The following is a 21,181-nucleotide window of genomic DNA, read 5'->3' on the forward strand; positions in this document are numbered from 1 at the left end:
CCACCCACACGCACCCCACGTACCCGCGTCCCACCCCACCCCGCCGCACCCCGTCCCGTCCCGTGCCACCCTGGAACCCATGCCCGAAGGAGACACCGTCTGGCAAGCCGCGAGGCGGCTGCACACCGCCCTCGCGGGCAAGGTGCTGACCCGCTCCGACCTGCGGGTGCCCAAGTACGCCACCGCCGACCTCACCGGCCGCACCGTCCTGGACGTCACCCCGCGCGGCAAGCACCTCCTCACCCGGATCGAGGGCGGCCTGACCCTGCACTCGCATCTGCGCATGGACGGCTCCTGGAAGGTGTACGCGAACGGCCGGCGCTGGAGCGGCGGCCCCGCCCACCAGATCCGTGCGATCCTCGGCACCGCGGACCGCACGGCCGTCGGCTACCGGCTCCCCGTCCTGGAGTTGCTCCGCACCGCGGACGAGGACCGGGCCGTCGGCCACCTCGGCCCGGACCTCCTCGGCCCGGACTGGAACCCCGACAGCGCCTTGGAGAACCTCCTCCAAGACCCAGTCCGCCCCCTCGGCGAGGCCCTCCTCGACCAGCGCAACCTCGCCGGGATCGGCAATATCTACAAGAGCGAGCTGTGCTTCCTCCTCCGGGTCACCCCCTGGCTGCCCATGGGTGAGCTTCCCGCCGACCGCGCCGCCCAGCTCCCGGCCCTGGCCAAGAGGCTCCTGGAGATCAACCTCGACCGCCCGACCCGCATCACCACCGGCCGCCGCGACCAGAACCTCTTCGTGTACGGCCGCGCACCCCGCCCCTGCCTGCGCTGTGGCACCTCGATCCGCCGGGCCGACCAGGGCGACGGCTCCCGAGAGCGCCCCACGTACTGGTGCCCGGCCTGCCAGACGGGCCCGACTCCGACCCCGGGCCGCATCCCGTCCCCCGGGCGCCGGTCCCTCCCGTACAACTCCCCACCGTACGACTAATTGACGATCCGTCAGAAACCCTCGTACCGTCCCTTCATGCCCGTCAAGGCGTACGACCTCACCGGACGCACCGCATTCGTCACCGGCGCCGCCAGCGGGATCGGCCGCGCGTCAGCCGTCCTGCTGGCGGAGGCGGGGGCCGCCGTCCACTGCGCGGACCGGGACCCGCAGGGCCTGCACGAGACGGCGACCCTCATCAAGGCCCGGGGCGGCACGGCCCACACACATCCGCTCGACGTCAGCGACCGTGCGCAGCTCCGACAGGCCGTCGCGTCCTGCGAACGGCTCGACGTCATGGCGGCGGTCGCCGGGATCATGCACAGCAGCCCGGTCCTGGAGACCCGGGACGAGGACCTCGACCGCGTGCTGGGCGTCAACTTCAAGGGCGTGCTGTACGCCTGCCAGGAGGCCGCCCGCCTCATGATCGCGAAGAGCGTACGGGGGAGCATCATCACGATGGCGTCGGGCGCCATCGACACCGGCGGTCCCGGCCTGTTCTGCTACGGCGCGTCGAAGGCGGCCGTCGTGCAGTTGACGAAGACCCTGGCGACCGAGGTCGGCCCGCACGGCATCCGTGTCAACGCGGTCGCGCCCGGCTGGACGCGTACGCCGATGACCGACCGTCACGGGGACGCCCAGGCGCGCACCGAAGCGGTCATGGCCCGGCTGTCGCCGCTCGGCCGGGTCGGCGAACCCGAGGACATCGCCCACGCCGTGCTGCATCTGGCCTCCGACGCCTCGGCGTTCACGACGGGTCAGATCCTGCGCCCGAACGGCGGCGTAGCGATGCCTTGGTAGCCCTCGGCAACCCCCAGCAGCACCCCCACGTCGCCGCCCCCGGCATGCACCCCGCGGCATCCGCCCCCTCTGAGCCCAGCCTCCCTCCCCGCGCCGGGCCCCAGGCACCACGCGCCCCCAAGCGCGCCGTACCCGTCCCCCACCCCCTCCACCGAGCGCCCCGCCCCTACGAAGCCCCCGGCTCGCGCCCCCCACGCGTCCCACGCCGTAGCCATCCCTCCCGGCGCCATCCCCCCCGGCGCCGACGCGCCCCGGCGCCGGCGCGCACGACCTCCGCCTTCGGCACACAGTGCACCGGCAGCAGGCTCAACCCCCATCCCCCGGCCGCGACCGCCCCCTCCAGCGCCCCGGCATCGGGCGCCAGCGCGAGCCGGAGGACGCCCCACCACCACAGCGCTCCGAGCCCCAGCGCAGCCCCCCAGCGCGCTATCCGCCCTGCCATGGTGTCCACCTCCAGCCCGAAGCTAGACCCGCGCTCTCACCCACCGGCAGGGCGCACCAACGGCACAGAGGCGCACCCCCGGCACATCCGAAGCCGGCCACGGCGCCCCGGGGCCGCCTCGGGGCGCCCGGCGGTCACCACCGAGAGCCGCCCACCTCCGGGCGTCACCCGTTCTCCGCCTGGAACATCCAGTGATGCTTCTCGAGGTCGGCGGTGATCTGGATGAAGATGTCCTGGCTCACCGGATCGGCTTCACCCGTCGCGTCCACCCGCACCCGCATCCGGCTGATCACCGCGCTCAGCGCGTCCACGAGCTCCCCCACTGCGTCGGTGTCCTTGATCCAGCCCTCGGGCGTGACACCGATACCGCTGGTGGTGGCCACGGTCGCGGCCCGTCCGTCGGGCGGGACTCCGATCGTCGAGGCGCGCTCCGCCACCGTGTCGGAGTGCAGGCGTGCGGTGTCCACGACCTCGTCGAGCTGGAGGTGGATGGAGCGGAAGCGCGGTCCGACCACGTTCCAGTGGACCTGCTTCGCCACCAAGGAGAGATCCACCAGGTCGACCAGCGCTCCCTGGAGGGCGCCGGACACGGTCTTGAGATCCGCGTCTGACAACGGGCTCTTCACGACGTACATCGGGATTCTCCGATCCACTCGACCTCATCAACGACGGTCTCATCCATCACGACCTCATCAACCATGGCATATACGCACAATTCAGGTCATCTGGAAGAAGCGGCCCCGGAGACAACGAAAGCCCCGGCCGAACCCGCTCCAGGTTTCCCCTGGAGCAGCCCCGGCCGGGGCTTTCGCAAGCATGCTCAGCTCATGAGCGCGAACTCGTGAGCGTCAGGCGGCGACGACGTCGACCGCCTCGGCTGGCGCCTTGATGGTGACCCGTTCCGGTGGTACGCCGGTGACCGATACGGAATTCAGCATCGGACGGCGCACCGGTGTGGGCACCGGCTCGGTGGCCGCTGCAGACTGGGCCAGCTCGGCGAGAGCGAGCTCGTCGCTCACTTCCCGCATGAGCTCGGACATCCGTACGTCCAGCGCGTCGCAGATGGCGGAGAGCAGCTCGGAGGATGCCTCCTTCTGCCCCCGCTCCACCTCGGAGAGATAGCCGAGTGAAACTCGGGCGGACGAGGAGACTTCGCGCAGAGTACGGCCCTGGCGCTGGCGCTGCCGACGCAGCACGTCACCAAGCAGGCGACGGAGCAGAATCATCGGTGGCTCCCTCCTCGGACCGCGTAGCCGCATCCTTCACGCCCCACCGTACCGCCTTGCGCCGCGGCCGTGCGGGGAGCGATGTCGTGTTCACTCAGGGCTGCAAACATCAAAACCCCCCGTTCTGTTCCGTATCCTGTGCCCGCTCATTCCCGGTCTGTTCGCCCGCCAGCTCCTTCAGGAGCAGTGCGAGTACGCTCCGTACACTCTCCATACGGATTTCCGCCCGGTCGCCGTTCAACCACAGCGGTAGCACTTTCCCGCCGCCGGCAGCATGAAAAGAGGCTCGGGACGGCCCGTCGACGGCCACGAAAACCGTCCCGACCGGCTGCCCGTCCTGGGCTTCGGGTCCCGCGACACCGGTGGTCGCTATCCCCCAGTCGGCGCCGAGCGCCTTGCGCACACCGGCCGCCATCTGGGCCGCGACCTGCGGATCCACCGCACCGCGCTCGGCCAACAGAGTGGCGTCGACACCCAGCAGTTCGTGCTTGAGTTCGGTGGCGTACGCCGTCACGGAGCCCCGGAAGGCCTGAGAGGCCCCGGGCGTCGCGGTGATCTCCGCCGCCACCAGACCACCGGTGAGCGACTCGGCGACGGCGAGCGTCTCGCCCCTCACCGTGAGTAGTCGCAGCACTTCGGCGGCCGTAGAACTCACCGCTCCGCCTCCTCGGCCGCCGCCTGCCGCTCGGCGATTCCGCTCCTGCGCAGCACAACGGCCTGTCTTACGTAGTCGAGCCCGGTGACGACCGTCAGGACGACCGCCAAGGCCATCACCCAGAACCTCAGGGTGGCCAGGGGGCCCGTCAGCGCCAGGACGTACATCCCGACCGCGATGCCCTGCGCGAGGGTCTTCAGCTTGCCGCCACGGCTGGCCGGGATGACTCCGTAGCGGATCACCAGGAAGCGCATCAGGGTGATCCCGAGCTCACGCCCGAGGATCACTCCCGTCACCCACCACGGCAGATCACCGAGGTAGGACAGGCAGACCAGTGCCGCGCCCATGATCGCCTTGTCGGCGATCGGGTCGGCGATCTTCCCGAAGTCGGTGACCAGGTCGTACGTGCGCGCCAGGTGCCCGTCGAAGACGTCGGTGATCATGGCGACGGCGAAGGCCGCCCAGGCCCAGGCACGCCACGCCGGGTCGTACCCGCCGTCGGCCAGCATCAGCACCACGAAGCCCGGCACCAGGACGAGCCGGATCATGGTCAGGATGTTCGCGATGTTCCAGAGGCTGGCCTGATTGACGGCCACAGCGCCCAGCTTCCCGCCCCGGGCCGGCTTGGAGCCCCCGGGAACGCCGGGAGCGCCCGCCGCGCCATTCGCGCCGGGGGAGCCGCCCGCCGCGGACGCCGGGGCTCCGGTCATCTGGCCGCCTCCTCAGTACACGGGAGCGAGCCCAGGAGCGGCTCGGCCACCAGGTCGACACCTTCCGTACCGACCACCTTGGCCTCGACGATACGGCCGACCGTCAGACCTTCGCCGCTCGTGAACTGCACCTGGCCGTCGGTCTCGGGCGCCTGGTGCGCGGCACGGCCGAACGCGCCCCACTCCTCCCCGTCGACGGAGCCGACCGACTCGACGAGCACGTGCACGGTCTCACCGACGCGCTCCTCGGCGCGCTGCGCGACCAGCTCCTCGGCGAGCCGGGACACGCGCGCGAGGCGCTCGTCGACCACGTCCTGGTCGAGCTTGTTCTCGTACGTCGCCGCCTCGGTGCCGTCCTCGTCGGAGTACCCGAAGACGCCGATGGCGTCGAGGCGCGCACCCGTGAGGAAGCGCTCCAGCTCCGCGAGGTCGGCCTCGGTCTCGCCGGGGAAGCCCACGATGAAGTTGGACCGCACACCGGCCTGCGGGGCCTTGGAGCGGATGGTGTCGAGCAGCTCCAGGAAGCGGTCCGTGTCGCCGAAGCGCCGCATCGCGCGCAGCACGTCCGGCGCGGAGTGCTGGAAGGACAGGTCGAAGTAGGGCGCGATGTTCGGCGTGGAGGTCAGCACGTCGATGAGCCCGGGGCGCATCTCGGCGGGCTGGAGGTAGCTCACGCGCACGCGCTCGATGCCGTCGATCTCGGCGAGCTCGGGGAGCATCGTCTCCAGGAGGCGGATGTCGCCCAGGTCCTTGCCGTACGAGGTGTTGTTCTCGGAGACCAGCATGATCTCCTTGACGCCCTGCTCGGCCAGCCAGCGGGTCTCGTTCAGCACGTCGCTCGGCCGGCGCGAGATGAAGGAACCGCGGAAGGACGGGATGGCGCAGAAGGAGCAGCGCCGGTCGCAGCCGGAGGCGAGCTTCACCGAGGCGACCGGAGCGCCGTCCAGGCGGCGGCGCAGGGGCGCGCGCGGGCCGGAGACCGGGGCGACGCCCTCCGGGAGGTCCGAGGGGGCGCCATGGCCGGGAAGGGCCACCTCCTCGCCCGCGCTCTGCCGCTCGGTGGGGCTGATCGGCAGCAGCTTGCGCCGGTCGCGGGGGGTGTGGGACGCGTGGATGCCGCCGTTCAGGATGGTCTGGAGGCGGTCGGAGATGTCCGCGTAGTCGTCGAAGCCGAGTACGCCGTCGGCCTCGGGGAGGGCCTCGGCGAGCTCCTTGCCGTACCGCTCGGCCATGCAGCCCACCGCCACGACGGCCTGGGTTCTGCCATGCCCCTTGAGGTCATTGGCTTCCAGGAGGGCGTCGACGGAGTCCTTCTTGGCGGCTTCGACGAAGCCACAGGTGTTGACGACGGCGACGTCCGCTTCTTCGGCGTCCTCCACGAGTTGCCAGCCGTCCGCCTCCAAGCGGCCTGCGAGCTCCTCCGAGTCCACCTCGTTACGGGCGCAGCCAAGGGTGACGAGTGCGACGGTACGGCGTTCAGGCATGGGCTCAAGACTACTTTGTCTCACTGACAGCCCACGTCGACGGGGTTGGCCGATCTTGGCCAACCCCGTACCCGCCTGAGCGGTGAGCCCTTTGTGCGCCCGCTTCGTGAGCCCGTTGTGCGCCCCTCACGGCCGTCCGAAGTCATCCGACGACGGGGTCGCCCTTCGTGTACGTCAGTCGCTCGACCTGGCCGGGCTGGAACTGGTCGTCGATCTTCTTGCCGTTCACGTACAGCTTGATGGCGCCCGCGTCGCCGAGGACCAGGTCGATCTTCGTCTTGTCCTGGAAGGTCTTGGACTCGCCCTGCTTGAGCAGACCGTCGAAGAGGAGCCGGCCGTTGTGGTCCTTGGCGGAGATCCAGCTGCGCCCGTCCGGGGCGCTCACCTGGACGGTCACCTTGTCCTGCGGGGCCGCCGCGATGGCGCTGTCGGAGGGCTCGGGCTTCGGGTCGGCGGGCTTGCTGATCTTGGGGCTGGCCGAGGTGCTGGACGCACTGGCGGTCGGTGTGGAGCCCTCGGCGACCGACGACTTCGCGTCGCTCCCACCGCTGCCCTTGACCACGGTGAAGCCGACGAAGCCGATCACGGCGACGATCGCCGCGACCATGGCGGCGGTCCAGTTCGGCCCGCGGCGCTCGGGGCGGATTCGTTCCGCCTCGAACAGCGGGGCGGCGGGGGTCGGCGCGGGTCGCCCGCCGTGTTCGGCGTCGTAGCGGGCGAGCAGCGGGTCCGGATCGAGGCGCACGGCCCGGGCCAGCGTCCGGATGTGACCGCGCGCGTACACGTCACCGCCGCAGGGGGCGAAGTCGTCCTGCTCGATCGAGTGCACGATGGCGATACGGACCCGGGTGGCGTTGCTGACGTCGTCAACGGTCAGTCCTGCCTCGATGCGGGCCTGCCGCAGGGCACGACCGACCGAGAGGCCTTCTTCGCGGTGCTCTTCGAACGGGCGCTCGTCTTCTGGGGAGTTGCCGTCAGGGAAGTTGCCGATGGACACGGGGGCGCCTTTCGAGCGTGTAGCCACCTGTGCTGGAGGTTCAGTTTAGGGGGGGTACGAAAGGGTGGGGCAACCGGGCGGTGGGACTTTGTACGCCATCAGAATGGCCGGTCATCCTGATGCTGGGACAGGGACCTGTCCTCTCGCTCAACTTGACGTACGACGAAGGGAAACGGTTGCCCGTCTTTCCCTTACGGGTAAGTCACGTTCGAATATCCCCGTGTCACGGAGCGAACCGTCCGCGCCATGACCGAGCCGTCGAGATCTCACCCGTACGGTGACCGACCTGTCCCGTTTTCCTCCGCCAAAAGCTCTACGCTTCAGCTTCCCCACGAATCACGGCGAGCACTCCATCCAGCTCGTCGGCCTTCACGAGAACGTCACGCGCCTTGGAACCCTCGCTGGGCCCGACGATGCCGCGGGACTCCATGAGGTCCATCAGCCGCCCGGCCTTGGCGAAGCCGACCCGCAGCTTGCGCTGGAGCATCGAGGTGGACCCGAACTGCGAGGTGACGACCAGTTCGGCGGCGGCGCACAGCAGGTCGAGGTCGTCGCCGATGTCCTCGTCGATCTCCTTCTTCTGCTTGGTGCCCACGGTGACGTCGTCCCGGAAGACCGGCGCCATCTGGTCCTTGCAGTGCTGCACGATGGCCGCGACCTCGTCCTCGGTGACGAAGGCGCCCTGCATACGGGTGGGCTTGTTGGCCCCCATCGGCAGGAAGAGCCCGTCGCCCTTGCCGATCAGCTTCTCGGCACCCGGCTGGTCGAGGATGACGCGCGAGTCCGCCAGCGACGACGTGGCGAAAGCGAGCCGGGACGGCACGTTCGCCTTGATCAGACCGGTGACGACGTCCACGGACGGCCGCTGGGTGGCGAGCACCAGGTGGATGCCGGCCGCACGCGCGAGCTGCGTGATGCGCACGATCGCGTCCTCGACATCGCGCGGGGCGACCATCATCAGGTCGGCGAGCTCGTCGACGATCACCAGCAGATACGGGTACGGCGTCAGCTCGCGCTCACTGCCCTCGGGCAGCTTCACCTTGCCGTTCCTGATGGCCTCGTTGAAGTCGTCGATGTGCCGGTAGCCGAACGCCGCGAGGTCGTCGTAGCGCAGATCCATCTCCCGTACGACCCACTGCAGCGCCTCGGCGGCCCGCTTCGGGTTGGTGATGATCGGCGTGATCAGGTGCGGGATGCCCTCGTACGCGGTCAGCTCGACCCGCTTGGGGTCGACGAGGACCATCCGGACGTCCTCGGGGGTCGCCCGGACCATGACGGACGTGATCAGGCAGTTGATGCACGAGGATTTACCGGAACCGGTGGCTCCGGCGACGAGCATGTGCGGCATCTTCGCCAGGTTGGCCATCACATAGCCGCCCTCGACGTCCTTGCCGAGCGCGACCAGCATCGGGTGGTCGTCCTCGGCCGCGTCCGCGAGGCGCAGCACGTCGCCGAGGTTGACCATCTCGCGGTCGGTGTTGGGGATTTCGATGCCGACCGCCGACTTGCCGGGGATCGGACTGATGATCCGCACGTCGGGGCTGGCCACGGCGTACGCGATGTTCTTGGTGAGCGCCGTGATCCGCTCGACCTTCACGGCGGGGCCGAGCTCGACCTCGTAGCGCGTGACCGTCGGACCACGCGTGAAGCCGGTGACTGCGGCGTCGACCTTGAACTCCATGAAGACGTTCTGGAGCGAGGCGACCACGGCGTCATTGGCGGCGCTGCGCGTCTTGCCGGGCCCGCCGCGCTCCAGAAGGTCGAGCGACGGCAAGGAGTAGGTGATGTCGCCGGACAGCTGGAGCTGCTCGGCACGCGGGGGCAGGTCACGGGGCGCGTCGGGCGCGGACTTGGTGAGGTCGGGCACGACGGACTCGACGGCCAGGGCCTCCTGCTTGGGCCGCTTGGCGCCCGGGACGACCTTGGCGCGCGCGGCCGGCACCGGAGTCGTCTCCTCGTAGCCGTCACGCTCCGCCGTGACGCCCTGCGTCAGATCGGCGACCAGCGGGGAGGGCGGCATCCCGTGCAGCACGGCGCCGTCGAGCGCGGCCGCGGCAGCCGCGGCGACGTCCACCGCGTCCATGGGCCGGTTCAGGTCGGGCTGCTGCACACCGGGCCGCCGAGGACGGCCGCGGCGCTTGGTGAGCGCCTCCTCCTCGGCGCTCTCCGCGTCGTATCCCTCAGGAGCGCGTGAACGCCGCCGGGAGCGGGCGGGAAGCGCCTCACGCCACTGCTCGTCGTAGCGCTCGTCGTCCTCGCCGAAGGCGTCCTCGTCGGGGTCGGCCTGGACGACGCCCAGCTTCTGCCCGAGCAGCCGCAGCCGCTGCGGGATCGCGTTGACGGGGGTCGCCGTGACGACCAGCAGGCCGAAGATCGTGAGCAGCACGAGCAGCGGCACCGCGAGGACGTCGCCCATCATGTACGTCAGCGGCGTCGACGCCCCCCAGCCGATGAGCCCGCCGGCGTCCCTTATCGCCTGCATGCCGTCGCTGCGCGCGGGCGCCCCGCAGGCGATGTGGACCTGGCCGAGCACGCCGATGACGAGCGCGGACAGGCCGATCACGATGCGCCCGTTGGCCTCCGGCTTCTCGGGATGCAGGATGAAGCGGGCGGCGATGACCGCGAGCAGTATCGGCACCAGCAGGTCGAGGCGGCCGAAGGCACCCGTCACCAGCATCTCGACGAGGTCGCCGACCGGCCCGTGCAGGTTGGACCACGTGCCCGCCGCGACGATCAGCGCGATCGCGATCAGCAGCAGCGCGAGTCCGTCCTTGCGGTGCGCCGGGTCGAGCCCTTTCGCACCCCGTCCTATGCCGCGGAACATCGCGCCGACGGCGTGCGCGAGACCCAGCCACACGGCGCGTACGAGCTTGTACACGCCCCCGGTGGGGTTGGGCGCCGGCGCGGGTGGGGCCTTCTTCGCCGCGACCTTCTTGGCGGGCGCCTTCTTGGCGGCTGCCTTTTTCGCGGGGGCCTTCTTCGCCGGAGCCTTCGTCGGAGCGGCCGCCTTCTTCGCGGGCGGCTTCTTGGCTGCGGACTGACGTGAGGCCATGAGTGTGAGGTTACCGGTGGAGACGACAGCGGACACGTGTGCCTACTGCTTCACCCGTTCGTGTCGCCTGTACCAGGGACCAGAACTGACGCGCGCTCACCGCGAACGACGGACTCCTCGAGGATCAGTTCTGCGACGGCACCGACGGTGCGCCGCTTCCCGTGCCCGGCTCCAACGCGTCCAGCGCCCGGCGCAGTCCCGTGAGTTTGCGTTCGAGATGGGCCGCGGTCGCCACCGCCGCCGCGTCCGCCGAGTCGTCGTCGAGCTGTTTGGACAGCGCCTCGGCCTGCTCCTCAACGGCCGCGAGCCGCGCGGAGAGTTCGGCGAGGAGACCGGCCGGCTCCTTGGCCGAGCCCAGCGCCGTCTTGCCGCCACCCTCCAGCTGGAGCCGCAGCAGCGCCGCCTGCTCGCGCAGTTGGCAGTTCTTCATGTAGAGCTCGACGAAGACCGAGACCTTCGCGCGCAGCACCCATGGATCGAACGGCTTGGAGATGTAGTCCACCGCACCCGCCGCGTACCCCCGGAAAGTGTGGTGCGGGCCGTGGTTGATCGCCGTGAGAAAGATGATCGGGATGTCCCGAGTCCGCTCCCGCCGCTTGATGTGCGCCGCGGTTTCGAAACCGTCCATTCCAGGCATCTGGACGTCCAGCAGAATGACCGCGAAGTCGTCGGTCAGTAGCGCTTTGAGCGCTTCCTCTCCGGACGATGCCCGTACCAGTGTCTGATCGAGCGCGGAGAGGATCGCCTCCAGCGCCAGCAGATTCTCCGGCCGGTCATCGACCAGAAGGATCTTGGCCTTCTGCACCATGGCCCGCCCTCCTCGCCCCGGCAGTGCACCGGGCGCCGCCCCAGGGGACGACTCCCTTGCGTCGCCCGTCCTTGTGCCGGTCATGGTAGCCGCACCCCGCCTGTCGCCACACCCTGTCACCGCGATGTCACTGTGCACGTAGCAGAAACGTAGCGGGAGACCAGAAGGTTCCCCGAATCCCGCGCTTCTACACGGCTTCGGCCACCGTCAGTTATACGACGTCGGGCGCCCCGCGCCGCCGACTCGGCGCGCACAGCCGGGCTTCCCGGTCGCCGACACCACCCGGCGACACCCATCCCGCTCACTCCTCGCGCATCCACTGCTCCATCACGGAGAGCAGATGGTCGGGATCGACCGGCTTGGTGACGTAGTCGGACGCGCCGGACTCGATGGCCTTCTCCCGGTCGCCCTTCATCGCCTTCGCCGTGAGCGCGATGATCGGCAGCCCGGCGAACTGCGGCATCCGGCGAATCGCCGTCGTCGTGGCGTAGCCGTCCATCTCGGGCATCATGATGTCCATCAGGACGACCGTCACGTCGTCGTGCTGCTCCAGCACCTCGATGCCCTCACGGCCGTTCTCGGCGTACAGCACCGACAGGCCGTGCTGCTCCAGGACGCTGGTGAGCGCGAACACATTGCGGATGTCGTCGTCGACGATCAGCACCTTCTCGCCCTCGAACCGGATGCCTCGGCGCGGCTGCGCCGCCGCCTCCGGCTGGCCGCCGGCCGCCCACTGCTCCTGAGAGGCACCCGCGGCCCCGTTCGGCCCCGGCAGCCCCGGGCGCTGCTCGGTCGCGGGCAGCGCCCTGCGGCGCCGCCTGAAGAGCGCGGCGGGCCCGTTCTGCGTCTCCTGGTACGACTTCACCTCGGCCGGCGTCTCGATGCCGGCCCCGGACAGCTCCGCCTCCGAGGCGAGCAGCTCCCCGGCCTCCAGGGCGGGCACGAGCTGCCCGTAGCCCTGCGGGGGCAGTTCGCTCGGGTGCAGCGGCAAATACAGCGTGAACGTCGAACCGCGTCCCGGCTCACTCTGGGCGTGGATCTCACCGCCCAGCAGACGCGCGATCTCCCGCGAGATGGACAGCCCCAGACCCGTACCGCCGTACTTCCTGCTCGTCGTGCCGTCCGCCTGCTTGAAGGCCTCGAAAATCACCCGCATCTTGCTGGCGGCGATCCCGATGCCGGTGTCGGTCACCGAGAACGCGATCAGACCGGCGTCCGCGTCCCGCAGCGAACCCGCCTCCAGAAGCTGCTCCCGGATCGCCACCGGGACATCCGCGCCGGCGGGCCGGATCACCAATTCGACCGCTCCGGAGTCGGTGAACTTCACCGCGTTGGAGAGCAGGTTGCGCAGCACCTGGAGGAGGCGCTGCTCGTCGGTGTGCAGCGTAGCGGGCAGTTCCGGCGACACCCGGACGGAGAAGTCGAGGCCCTTCTCCGCGGTCAGCGGACGGAAAGTGGCCTCTACGTAGTCGACGAGTTGGACCAGCGCGATGCGGGTCGGCGACACGTCCATCTTGCCCGCCTCGACCTTCGACAGATCGAGGATGTCGTTGATCAGCTGGAGCAGGTCGGAACCCGCTCCGTGGATCGTTTCCGCGAACTCGACCTGCTTGGGAGTCAGGTTCGACTCGGCGTTGTCGGCGAGCAACTTCGCGAGGATCAGCAGGGAGTTGAGCGGCGTCCGCAGCTCGTGCGACATGTTCGCCAGGAACTCGCTCTTGTAGCGCATGGAGACCGCGAGCTGCTCGGCACGCTCCTCCAGGACCTGTCGCGCCTCCTCGATCTCGGTGTTCTTGACCTCGATGTCGCGGTTCTGCTGAGCGAGCTGTTCGGCTTTCTCCTCCAGCTGGGCGTTGGAGTCCTGGAGGGCCTTCTGCCGGTTCTCCAACTCCGCCGACCGCTCTTGGAGTTGCTCGGTCAGCTCCTGCGACTGCTTGAGCAGCACCTCCGTCTTGGTGTTGACGGAGATGGTGTTGACGCTCGTCGCGATCATCTCGGCGATCTGGTTCAGGAAGTCCTTCTGGATCTGCGTGAACGGCGTGAAGGACGCCAGCTCGATCACACCCAGCACGGTCCCCTCGAAGAGCACCGGAAGCACGATCACCTGCGCCGGGGGCGCCTCGCCGAGCCCGGACGAGATCTTGAGATAACCGCTCGGCGCGTTCTCCACCAGGATCGTGCGCTTCTCCTGCGCGGCCGTCCCGATCAGCGCCTCACCGGGCCGGAACGACGTCGGCATGGAGCCCATCGAGTAGCCGTACGAGCCGAGCATGCGCAGCTCGTACGCGTCCTCGTCATTGCCCGCCTCCTTGCCGTCGACCAACGGCATGGAGAGGAAGAACGCGCCGTGCTGGGCGGAGACCACCGGCGTCAGCTCACTCATGATCAGCGAGGCCACGTCGTCGAGGTCGCGGCGCCCCTGCATCAGCGCGGAGATACGGGCGAGGTTGCCCTTGAGCCAGTCCTGCTCCTTGTTGGCGATGGTGGTGTCGCGCAGGTTGGCGATCATCTTGTTGATGTAGTCCTGAAGTTCCTGGATCTCGCCCGAGGCGTCCACGTCGATCTTCAGGTTCAGGTCGCCGCGGGTCACCGCGGTCGCCACGCGCGCGATGGCACGCACCTGCCGGGTCAGGTTCCCGGCCATCTCGTTCACCGACTCGGTGAGGTCGCGCCAGGTGCCGTCGACGTCACGCACGCGTGCCTGGCCGCCCAGTTGCCCCTCGGTACCCACCTCGCGGGCGACTCGGGTGACCTCCTCGGCGAAGGACGACAGCTGGTCGACCATCGTGTTGATGGTGGTCTTCAGCTCCAGGATCTCGCCGCGCGCGTCGATGTCGATCTTCTTGGTGAGGTCGCCCTTCGCGATGGCCGTGGTGACCATCGCGATGTTGCGCACCTGACCGGTCAGGTTGGACGCCATCCCGTTCACGGACTCGGTGAGGTCCTTCCACGTACCGGCCACACCCGGGACGTGCGCCTGGCCGCCGAGGATGCCGTCCGTGCCCACCTCGCGGGCCACCTTGGTGACCTGGTCGGCGAACGAACTCAGCGTCTTCACCATGGTGTTGAAGGTGTCGGCGAGCTGCGCGACCTCGCCGCGCGCCTCGATCGTCACCGTACGGGTCAGATCGCCGTTGGCGACGGCCGCGGCGACCTGGGAGATGTTGCGCACCTGCATGGTCAGGTTGTTGGCCATCAGGTTGACGTTGTCGGTGAGGTCCTTCCAGATGCCCGTGACGCCCGACGCGTGCGCCTGGCCGCCCAGGATGCCCTCGGTACCCACCTCGCGGGCCACCCGGGTCACCTGCTCGGCGAAGGACGACAGCTGATCCACCATCGTGTTCACGGTGGTGACGAGTTCGAGGATCTCGCCCTTGGCGTCGACGGTGATCTTCTTCGACAGGTCGCCCATGGCGACCGCCGTCGTGACCTCGGCGATGTTACGGACCTGGATGGTCAGGTTGTTCGCCATGAAGTTCACGGACTGCGTGAGGTCCTTCCAGGTGCCGGAGACACCCTGCACCTCGGCCTGACCACCGAGCATGCCCTCCGTGCCCACCTCGCGGGCCACCCGCGTGACCTGCTCGGCGAAGTTCGAGAGCTGATCCACCATCGTGTTGAGGGTGTTCTTCAGCTCCAGGATCTCGCCACGCGCGTCCACGTCGATCTTCTGCGACAGGTCACCGCGCGCCACCGCGGTCGCGACCTGCGCGATGTTGCGCACCTGGGCGGTGAGGTTGCCGGCCATGCCGTTCACGGAGTCCGTCAGGTCGCGCCACACACCGGCGACGCCGGGCACCTGCGCCTGACCGCCGAGACGGCCCTCCGTACCCACCTCACGGGCCACCCGCGTCACCTGGTCCGCGAAGGCGGAGAGCTGGTCGACCATCGTGTTGATGGTGTTCTTCAGCTCCAGGATCTCGCCACGCGCGTCCACGTCGATCTTCTGCGACAGGTCACCCCGCGCCACCGCCGTGGTGACCTGGGCGATCTGCCGTACCTGCGAGGTCAGGTTCCCCGCCATGAAGTTGACGGAGTCGGTGAGTTCCTTCCACGTACCGGACACGCCGTCCACACGGGCCTGACCGCCGAGGCGGCCCTCCGTGCCCACGTCCCGGGCCATGCGCGTCACCTGGTCGGCGAACGAGGACAGCTGGTCCACCATCGTGTTCACGGTGTTCTTCAGCTGGAGCATCTCTCCGGAGACGTCGACCGTCACCTTCTGAGAGAGGTCACCGTTCGCGACCGCCGTCGTCACCTGCGCGATGTTGCGGACCTGACCCGTCAGGTTCCGGAACGCCGTGTTGACGGAGTCGGTGAGGTCCTTCCACGTACCGGCCACGCCCGGCACCTGCGCCTGGCCGCCCAGTTCACCCTCGACACCGACCTCGCGCGCCACGCGCGTGACCTCGACACCGAACGACGACAACTGGTCGACCATCGTGTTGACGGTGTTCTTCAGCTCCAGCATCTCGCCGGCCACGTCGACGGTGACCTTCTGCGACAGATCACCGTTGGCCACCGCCGTCGTCACCGCGGCGATGTCCCGCACCTGGGTCGTGAGATTCCGGAACACCGTGTTGACGGAGTCCGTCAGGTCCTTCCACGTCCCCGCCGCGCCCGGCACGTTCGCCTGACCGCCGAGCCGCCCCTCGCCGCCGACCTCGTTGGCCACACGCGTGACCTCGTCCGCGAACGTCCGCAGCGTCTCGGTCATCTGGTTGATCGTCTCGGCGAGCTGCGCGACCTCGCCGCGCGCGGAGACGGTCACCTTCTGCGACAGGTCACCGCTCGCGACCGCCGTCGTCACCTGCGCGATCCCGCGCACCTGCGCCGTGAGGTTGCCGGCCATCAGGTTCACCGAATCGGTGAGGTCCTTCCACACACCGGCCACACCGGGCACCTGCGCCTGGCCGCCGAGCTCGCCCTCGGTGCCCACCTCGCGGGCGACACGCGTCACCTCGGAGGAGAACGACGACAGCTGGTCCACCATCGTGTTGACGGTGTTCTTCAGCTCCAGCATCTCGCCGGCCACATGAACCGTGACCTTCCGGGACAAGTCGCCCTTCGCGACCGCCGTCGTCACGAGAGCGATGTCACGTACCTGAGCCGTCAGCCGGTACGCCATGGTGTTGACCGAATCCGTGAGGTCCTTCCACGAACCGGACATCCCACGCACCCGGGCCTGCCCGCCCAGCTTGCCCTCGGTGCCCACCTCACTGGCCACCCGCGTGACCTCGTCGGTGAACGTCGACAGCTGGTCGACCAGGTTGTTGACCGTCCGTCCGACCTTCAGGAACTCCCCGCGCAGCGGATGCCCGTTGCCGTCCGCCGCCTGCGCCCGCAGCTCCATACGCGGCGACAGATCACCCTCCGCCACCGCGGACAGCACCCGGCCGACCTCGGAGACCGGTCGCACGAGGTCGTCGACGAGCGCGTTCGACGCGTCGATCGCGGCACCCCAGGAACCCTCACAGGCGCCCGACTCCAGCCGTTCCGTGAGCTTTCCCTCACGCCCGACCACCCGCCGCACCCGCGACAGCTCACCCGTCAGATGCAGATTCCGGTCCGCCACCTCGTTGAAGACAGCCGCGATCTCCGACATCACGCCATCACCGGAGACCGTGAGGCGCTTGCGGAAATTGCCGTCCCGCATCGACACCAGGGCCGTCAGCAGCCTGTTCAGGGCAGCCGTATCCACCTCGGTGGTGCCATTGCGTGGTGTGCGCCGGTTGTTCAGGGACTGTCCGTCTTCTGCGCGCGTCTTACTGCCCCGCGTCGCTGCGCCAGACTCCACTGTGTCCCTCCCGCAAGGGTCGACCATTACTGCTCGGCGTACTCGGGTACTGCTTGCTCGGGTGCTACTGCTCGTGCTCAGGTACTACTTGCTCGGCGAACCGGCAGGCACTCGGCCTGTCCGACCTTCTCACTGGAGCTTGCCCAGTGTTTCACCCCGGCTGAACCAGGCCATAACAGTTCGGCAGCTTCGCACATCGTCCGCACACCGCCCGGAGACGGGCACAGTCTCCTCAGGACGGAAACACAGGCACCTGTCCGAACGGAAACTCTGCCCCTCTCCCGACGGAAACACTGGTGACCGGCATCCGCATGGACGGCGAAGGTAAGTAACCTTGCAAGCGGCTGTCCAGCCACACCGGTTTGTCCGGCCTGGGCGGTGGCACAAGAACGAGCGGGCAGGCATCGGAGGGGCACCGCACCATGACCACCGGACTGCATCCTGGGGGACAGCCCCAGGATCCTCGGCCGACGGGGAACCAGGCACTGCCCCGGCAGGAGCGGGACGGCCACGGAGCCCCGCACGCCGACAACCGGACAAGGAGTGCTGTGATCACCGCGCGCGCGGCCGCCAGTTTCGATCCCGTCGGGCGATCGGTCGCGACCGCCAGATCCTTCGTCCGTGACACCCTCCAAGGCTGGGGCTTCGCCGACATCGTCGACGACGCGGTCGTCCTGACCAGCGAACTCGTCACCAACGCTGTCGTGCATGCGGGCACCTCCGCGGATGTCCTGTGTCTGCGCAGCGACGGAGGCGTACGCATCGAGGTGGCGGACCGCTACCCGGAACGTGAGATTCCACTCCAGGCGACGGCTGTGAACATGGGCAGCCCCGACCGCGAGGGCGGGCGCGGACTCCAGTTGTGCGCCGCCCTGGCCGGCCGCTGGGGCGTCGACTACTCCCCCACGCACAAGCAGGTCTGGTTCCACCTCGACCTCCCCGATCGCCCGGTCGGCACCCGCACAGCGGGCCCCGCACTCCCCGCCGACCTCCTTCCGCTCGCCGACGGCCGCGTCCGCGTCGCGGTGATCCAGATCGACCGCGTCGGCGCCATCTCGGCCTGGAACGAGGACGCGGAGGACCTCTTCGGGTACTCCGCCGAACAGGTCATCGGCAAGCCCCTCACCGACCTCGCGGCCTGGCCCCACACGCCGGGCACCAGCACCGGCATCGTCGAGGCCCTCCAACTCTCACGCTGGGAGGGCAGTTACGGGCTCCGGGGCGCGAGCGGCCGCGTGACCGCGGTCTACGCCTCCCACCTCCGCGTCCGTGACACCGGCGGCGAACCCTCCACCGTCTGCCTCCTCGTACGCGACCACGAACGCGCCGTCCTGCAGACCCCGTTGCGGGCGTCGGCCACCGACACGACGACCAGCTCCGAGGGCCAGGCCACGGACCCCTTCGAGGTCTTCATCGGCTCCCCCGCCCCGGACGACCTGGACGGCCTCCTCCAGCGCACGGTGGAGCGCGCCCGCGACATGCTCGACGGCGACTCCGCCTTCCTGCTCCTTGCGACCGACGACGAGACGGAGTTGGAGGTACGAGCCTCGACGGGCCTGCCCTCCGCCCGCCAGCGCTTCGCCCGCGTCCCCGTCGAGGCGGGCCCCGGCCGCTACGGCTCGGCCCGTATGCCCGCCGTCCACGAGGACCTGACGGTCGTCCCCGGCGCCGTACCGCTGCTGGCCGGCACCGGCATGCGCTCGGTCGTCACGGTCCCGCTGAAGGTCGAGGGCCGCCTCACCGGCTCCCTCGGGGTCGCGGCCGAGGGACCCTCCCGCTATTCCAACGAGGAGGCCCTGCGCCTCCAGTTCGCCGCCGACCGCATCGCGCTCGCGGTGGAATCGGCCCGCCTGGGCGAGCTGGAACGCCTGCGCCGCGGCTCGCTCAGCTTCCTCGTCGAGGCCTCAGACCTCCTCGCCGGCACCCTGGACCGCGACCAGACCCTCGCCCTCATGGCGCAGATGACGGTCCCGACCCTCGCCACCTGGTGCGCGGTCTACACGATCGCCGACCAGGCCTCGGACCCGTACCTCTCGTACGTCCTGCACGAGGACGAGGAACGCATCGACGGCCTCAAGGCCCTGCTCTCCAAGATCGCCCCACCGGACCCGGTCCCCACCCCCGGCGCCCGCGTCTGGGCGGCCCCGGGCGAGGCGGCCCACCAGGCGGCCCTGCGCACCTCCATGCGCAGCCTGGGACTCGGCGAGCCCGCCTCGGTCACCTCCGGCATCGGTACGACCCTGGCGACGGCCGCGGCGGTGGGCGGCGAGACCGTCGTCCTGCCCCTGGTGGCCCGCAACCGCGTCATCGGCATGCTGACGCTCGGCAAGCCCTCCGACGAACACTTCCGCCAGGAAATCCTGGAACTGGCGGAGGACCTGTCCCGCAGGGCCGCCCTGGCCCTCGACAACGCCCGCCTGTACTCGGAGCGCACGGCCATCAGCCAGTCCCTCCAGCGCAGCCTCCTGCCGCCCGACCTCCCGCACATCGACGGCGTCGAGGTCGAGGTCATCTACCGCGCGGCCGGCGAGGGCAACGAGGTCGGCGGCGACTTCTACGACCTCTTCCCGATCCGTGACGGCGTCTACGGCTTCGCCATCGGCGACGTCTGCGGCACGGGCCCGGAGGCGGCGGCGGTCACGGGCCTCGCCCGGCACGCCCTGCGCCTCCTGGCCCGCGAGGGCTTCGGCGGCCCTGCGGTCCTGGAGCGCCTGAACTCCGCGATCCTGGACGAGGGCGCCCGCAGCCGCTTCCTGACCCTGCTGTACGGCGAGTTGTGGCCCCAGGAGGACGGCAGCGCCATGCTGAAGGTGGTCTGCGCGGGCCACCCGCTCCCGCTCCGCCTGCGCCAGGACGGCACCGTAGAGGCGGCCGCCGAACCGCAGCCCCTCCTCGGTGTCATGGAGGACCTGGAGCTGTACGAGCAGACCATCACCCTCGACCCGGGCGACGTACTGCTGTGCGTGACGGACGGCGTCACCGAACGCCGCGAGGGCACCCGCATGTTGGGCGACGACGGCCTCACGGACGTCCTCACCACGTGCACGGGCCTCACGGCGGGAGCGGTGGCCGCCCGCGTCATGCGCGCAGTCGAGCGCTTCGCCTCCGACGCCCCGTCCGACGACATGGCGATTCTGGCGATGCGGGTGCCGGGCCTCCAGCGGGACTGAGGCCGGGCCCGGCTCCGGGGAGCCGCCTCCGGGACATGAGAAAGGCCCCCGCCCGTCAGGGCGGAGGCCTTTTCTGCTGGAGCCCCCCAACGGAATCGAACCGTTGACCTTCTCCTTACCATGGAGACGCTCTGCCGACTGAGCTAGGGGGGCCAGTCACCTTTTCGAGGTTTCCCTCGCGGCAACGAAATAGATCATACCCCGAACAGGAGCGTGCTCCCAACCAGTCCCGCCGGATCAGAAGGCCGGCTGCAGCAATCCCCCGAGCGCATTGCACGCGGAGACGATCCGCTGCATCTCCCGCCTCGTCAACCACGCGTCCACGGGCAGCGCGAGGGTCTCGTCGGCGGCCCGCTCCGTCTCCGGAAGGTGCACGTCCCGACGGAACCCGGGCAGCCGGTGCACAGGCGTCTTCACCGGTACCCGGCACTCAACTCCCTTGGCCCGTACGGCCCGCGCGAAGGCGTCCCGGTCCGGCCGGCCATTGCCGGGCACGCGCACGACGTACTGCTGGTACGTGTGCCCGTCGCCGCCGTCCGGCGTACGCACTCCGCTCAGCCGCCCGTCGAGATAGGCGGCCCGCTCCCTGCGCTGCGCGATCTCGTCGTACGGCGCCTCGGACTCGCCCAGTTCCAGCACCAGGAGCCCATGTCGCTGTCCGACGTCCCGCAGCCGCATCATGTCGGCCGACCGACCGAAGCGGTGTACGACGACTATGGCGGTCGACCGCGGGGTCACGGCCGCCTCGACAGCGCCAGCGTCGAGGCAGTACGTCACCGGGTCTATGTCGGCGAAGACGGCCGACGCACCGACCTGGGTCGCGGCCTCCGCGACCTCGACGTTCCCGAACGCCGGCACGATGACCTCGTCGCCGACTCTGACGCCCGCGGCCCTGAGCATTGCAGCAGTACCCATGCCGCGGATGCTTGTCGCGCAAAGTGAACGCAAAGTGTCGGACAACAAAAAAGAGCTGGTCCCCGAACCGAAGTTCGGGGACCAGCTCTTTTAATATGAGTTCGGCGGCGTCCTACTCTCCCACAGGGTCCCCCCTGCAGTACCATCGGCGCTGTGAGGCTTAGCTTCCGGGTTCGGAATGTAACCGGGC

The 21,181-nt window shown here is 69.5% G+C and carries 14 protein-coding genes, 1 tRNA gene and 1 rRNA gene; 3 read left to right on the forward strand and 13 right to left on the reverse strand.

The annotated features are described in order from the left end of the window. Positions 1-79 precede the first annotated feature (79 nt). The gene (locus ACFZDJ_RS43125) at positions 80-937 is read left to right on the forward strand and encodes a DNA-formamidopyrimidine glycosylase family protein (RefSeq protein ID WP_391067526.1); all 858 of its coding nucleotides are present in this window, start codon (positions 80-82) and stop codon (positions 935-937) included. A gap of 36 nt (positions 938-973) precedes the next feature. Next, positions 974-1,735 carry an SDR family oxidoreductase gene (locus ACFZDJ_RS43130; RefSeq protein ID WP_391067529.1) on the forward strand — a complete coding sequence of 254 codons (762 nt, stop codon included), beginning with the start codon at positions 974-976 and terminating at the stop codon, positions 1,733-1,735. Positions 1,736-1,901: 166 nt separating this feature from the next. On the opposite strand, the gene ACFZDJ_RS43135 is transcribed toward ACFZDJ_RS43130, so the two are convergent. The 10 genes from ACFZDJ_RS43135 to ACFZDJ_RS43180 all read right to left on the reverse strand — a co-directional run bounded on the left by ACFZDJ_RS43135 (position 1,902) and on the right by ACFZDJ_RS43180 (position 16,906). Then, positions 1,902-2,177 carry a hypothetical protein gene (locus ACFZDJ_RS43135; RefSeq protein WP_390936482.1) on the reverse strand — a complete coding sequence of 92 codons (276 nt, stop codon included), beginning with the start codon at positions 2,175-2,177 and terminating at the stop codon, positions 1,902-1,904. Positions 2,178-2,341: 164 nt separating this feature from the next. After that, entirely contained in the window at positions 2,342-2,812 is a 471-nt protein-coding gene (locus ACFZDJ_RS43140) for a Dps family protein (RefSeq protein WP_060901154.1), read from the reverse strand. Positions 2,813-3,025: 213 nt separating this feature from the next. Further along, the gene (locus ACFZDJ_RS43145; protein ID WP_054228608.1) at positions 3,026-3,403 is read right to left on the reverse strand and encodes a helix-turn-helix domain-containing protein; all 378 of its coding nucleotides are present in this window, start codon (positions 3,401-3,403) and stop codon (positions 3,026-3,028) included. Between the two features lie 109 nt (positions 3,404-3,512). Then, positions 3,513-4,058 (reverse strand): nicotinamide-nucleotide amidohydrolase family protein, encoded by a 546-nt coding sequence (locus ACFZDJ_RS43150; protein WP_391067532.1) that lies wholly within the window; start codon positions 4,056-4,058, stop codon positions 3,513-3,515. Further along, positions 4,055-4,768: a CDP-diacylglycerol--glycerol-3-phosphate 3-phosphatidyltransferase gene (gene pgsA / locus ACFZDJ_RS43155; protein WP_390936487.1), complete on the reverse strand. Its 714-nt coding sequence runs from the start codon at positions 4,766-4,768 to the stop codon at positions 4,055-4,057. Before pgsA ends, ACFZDJ_RS43150 begins: the two co-directional genes overlap by 4 nt. Further along, a complete protein-coding gene (gene rimO / locus ACFZDJ_RS43160; RefSeq protein WP_390936489.1) occupies positions 4,765-6,252 on the reverse strand; it encodes a 30S ribosomal protein S12 methylthiotransferase RimO in 1,488 nt (495 codons plus the stop codon). The genes pgsA and rimO overlap by 4 nt, the downstream gene beginning before the upstream one ends. Before the next feature lie 142 nt (positions 6,253-6,394). Beyond that, the gene (locus ACFZDJ_RS43165) at positions 6,395-7,249 is read right to left on the reverse strand and encodes a helix-turn-helix domain-containing protein (protein ID WP_384915596.1); all 855 of its coding nucleotides are present in this window, start codon (positions 7,247-7,249) and stop codon (positions 6,395-6,397) included. A 313-nt stretch (positions 7,250-7,562) separates the two neighbouring features. Continuing rightward, on the reverse strand, positions 7,563-10,301 hold the full coding sequence (locus ACFZDJ_RS43170; protein ID WP_390936492.1) for a DNA translocase FtsK: 2,739 nt from the start codon (positions 10,299-10,301) through the stop codon (positions 7,563-7,565). A gap of 124 nt (positions 10,302-10,425) precedes the next feature. Next, entirely contained in the window at positions 10,426-11,109 is a 684-nt protein-coding gene (locus ACFZDJ_RS43175) for a two-component system response regulator (RefSeq protein ID WP_054228614.1), read from the reverse strand. A gap of 301 nt (positions 11,110-11,410) precedes the next feature. After that, positions 11,411-16,906 carry a HAMP domain-containing protein gene (locus ACFZDJ_RS43180; RefSeq protein ID WP_390936495.1) on the reverse strand — a complete coding sequence of 1,832 codons (5,496 nt, stop codon included), beginning with the start codon at positions 16,904-16,906 and terminating at the stop codon, positions 11,411-11,413. A 422-nt stretch (positions 16,907-17,328) separates the two neighbouring features. Here ACFZDJ_RS43180 and ACFZDJ_RS43185 point away from each other — a divergent pair, with 422 nt between their 5' ends. Continuing rightward, positions 17,329-20,076 (forward strand): SpoIIE family protein phosphatase, encoded by a 2,748-nt coding sequence (locus ACFZDJ_RS43185; RefSeq protein WP_390936497.1) that lies wholly within the window; start codon positions 17,329-17,331, stop codon positions 20,074-20,076. A gap of 77 nt (positions 20,077-20,153) precedes the next feature. Here ACFZDJ_RS43185 and ACFZDJ_RS43190 read toward each other — a convergent pair. From ACFZDJ_RS43190 to rrf, 3 genes are all read right to left on the reverse strand, one after another. Continuing rightward, positions 20,154-20,229 (reverse strand) — tRNA-Thr (locus tag ACFZDJ_RS43190). An 84-nt stretch (positions 20,230-20,313) separates the two neighbouring features. Beyond that, entirely contained in the window at positions 20,314-20,976 is a 663-nt protein-coding gene (locus ACFZDJ_RS43195; protein ID WP_384915858.1) for a DegT/DnrJ/EryC1/StrS family aminotransferase, read from the reverse strand. 114 nt (positions 20,977-21,090) lie between these two features. After that, positions 21,091-21,181, reverse strand: a 5S ribosomal RNA gene (gene rrf / locus ACFZDJ_RS43200); the annotation flags it as partial.

The organism is Streptomyces sp. NPDC007896, assembly GCF_042959425.1.
In the GTDB taxonomy this organism is placed as follows: Bacteria; Actinomycetota; Actinomycetes; order Streptomycetales; family Streptomycetaceae; genus Streptomyces.

Excerpts from the sequence above, each read along its gene's own strand:
- ACFZDJ_RS43185 (WP_390936497.1), top strand. The coding sequence starts at position 17,329 with ATGACCACCGGACTGCATCCTGGGGGACAGCCCCAGGATCCTCGGCCG.
- ACFZDJ_RS43170 (WP_390936492.1), bottom strand. The coding sequence starts at position 10,301 with ATGGCCTCACGTCAGTCCGCAGCCAAGAAGCCGCCCGCGAAGAAGGCG.
- ACFZDJ_RS43175 (WP_054228614.1), bottom strand. The coding sequence starts at position 11,109 with ATGGTGCAGAAGGCCAAGATCCTTCTGGTCGATGACCGGCCGGAGAAT.
- pgsA (WP_390936487.1), bottom strand. The coding sequence starts at position 4,768 with ATGACCGGAGCCCCGGCGTCCGCGGCGGGCGGCTCCCCCGGCGCGAAT.
- ACFZDJ_RS43130 (WP_391067529.1), top strand. The coding sequence starts at position 974 with ATGCCCGTCAAGGCGTACGACCTCACCGGACGCACCGCATTCGTCACC.
- rimO (WP_390936489.1), bottom strand. The coding sequence starts at position 6,252 with ATGCCTGAACGCCGTACCGTCGCACTCGTCACCCTTGGCTGCGCCCGT.
- ACFZDJ_RS43195 (WP_384915858.1), bottom strand. The coding sequence starts at position 20,976 with ATGCTCAGGGCCGCGGGCGTCAGAGTCGGCGACGAGGTCATCGTGCCG.
- ACFZDJ_RS43135 (WP_390936482.1), bottom strand. The coding sequence starts at position 2,177 with ATGGCAGGGCGGATAGCGCGCTGGGGGGCTGCGCTGGGGCTCGGAGCG.
- ACFZDJ_RS43140 (WP_060901154.1), bottom strand. The coding sequence starts at position 2,812 with ATGTACGTCGTGAAGAGCCCGTTGTCAGACGCGGATCTCAAGACCGTG.
- ACFZDJ_RS43145 (WP_054228608.1), bottom strand. The coding sequence starts at position 3,403 with ATGATTCTGCTCCGTCGCCTGCTTGGTGACGTGCTGCGTCGGCAGCGC.
- ACFZDJ_RS43125 (WP_391067526.1), top strand. The coding sequence starts at position 80 with ATGCCCGAAGGAGACACCGTCTGGCAAGCCGCGAGGCGGCTGCACACC.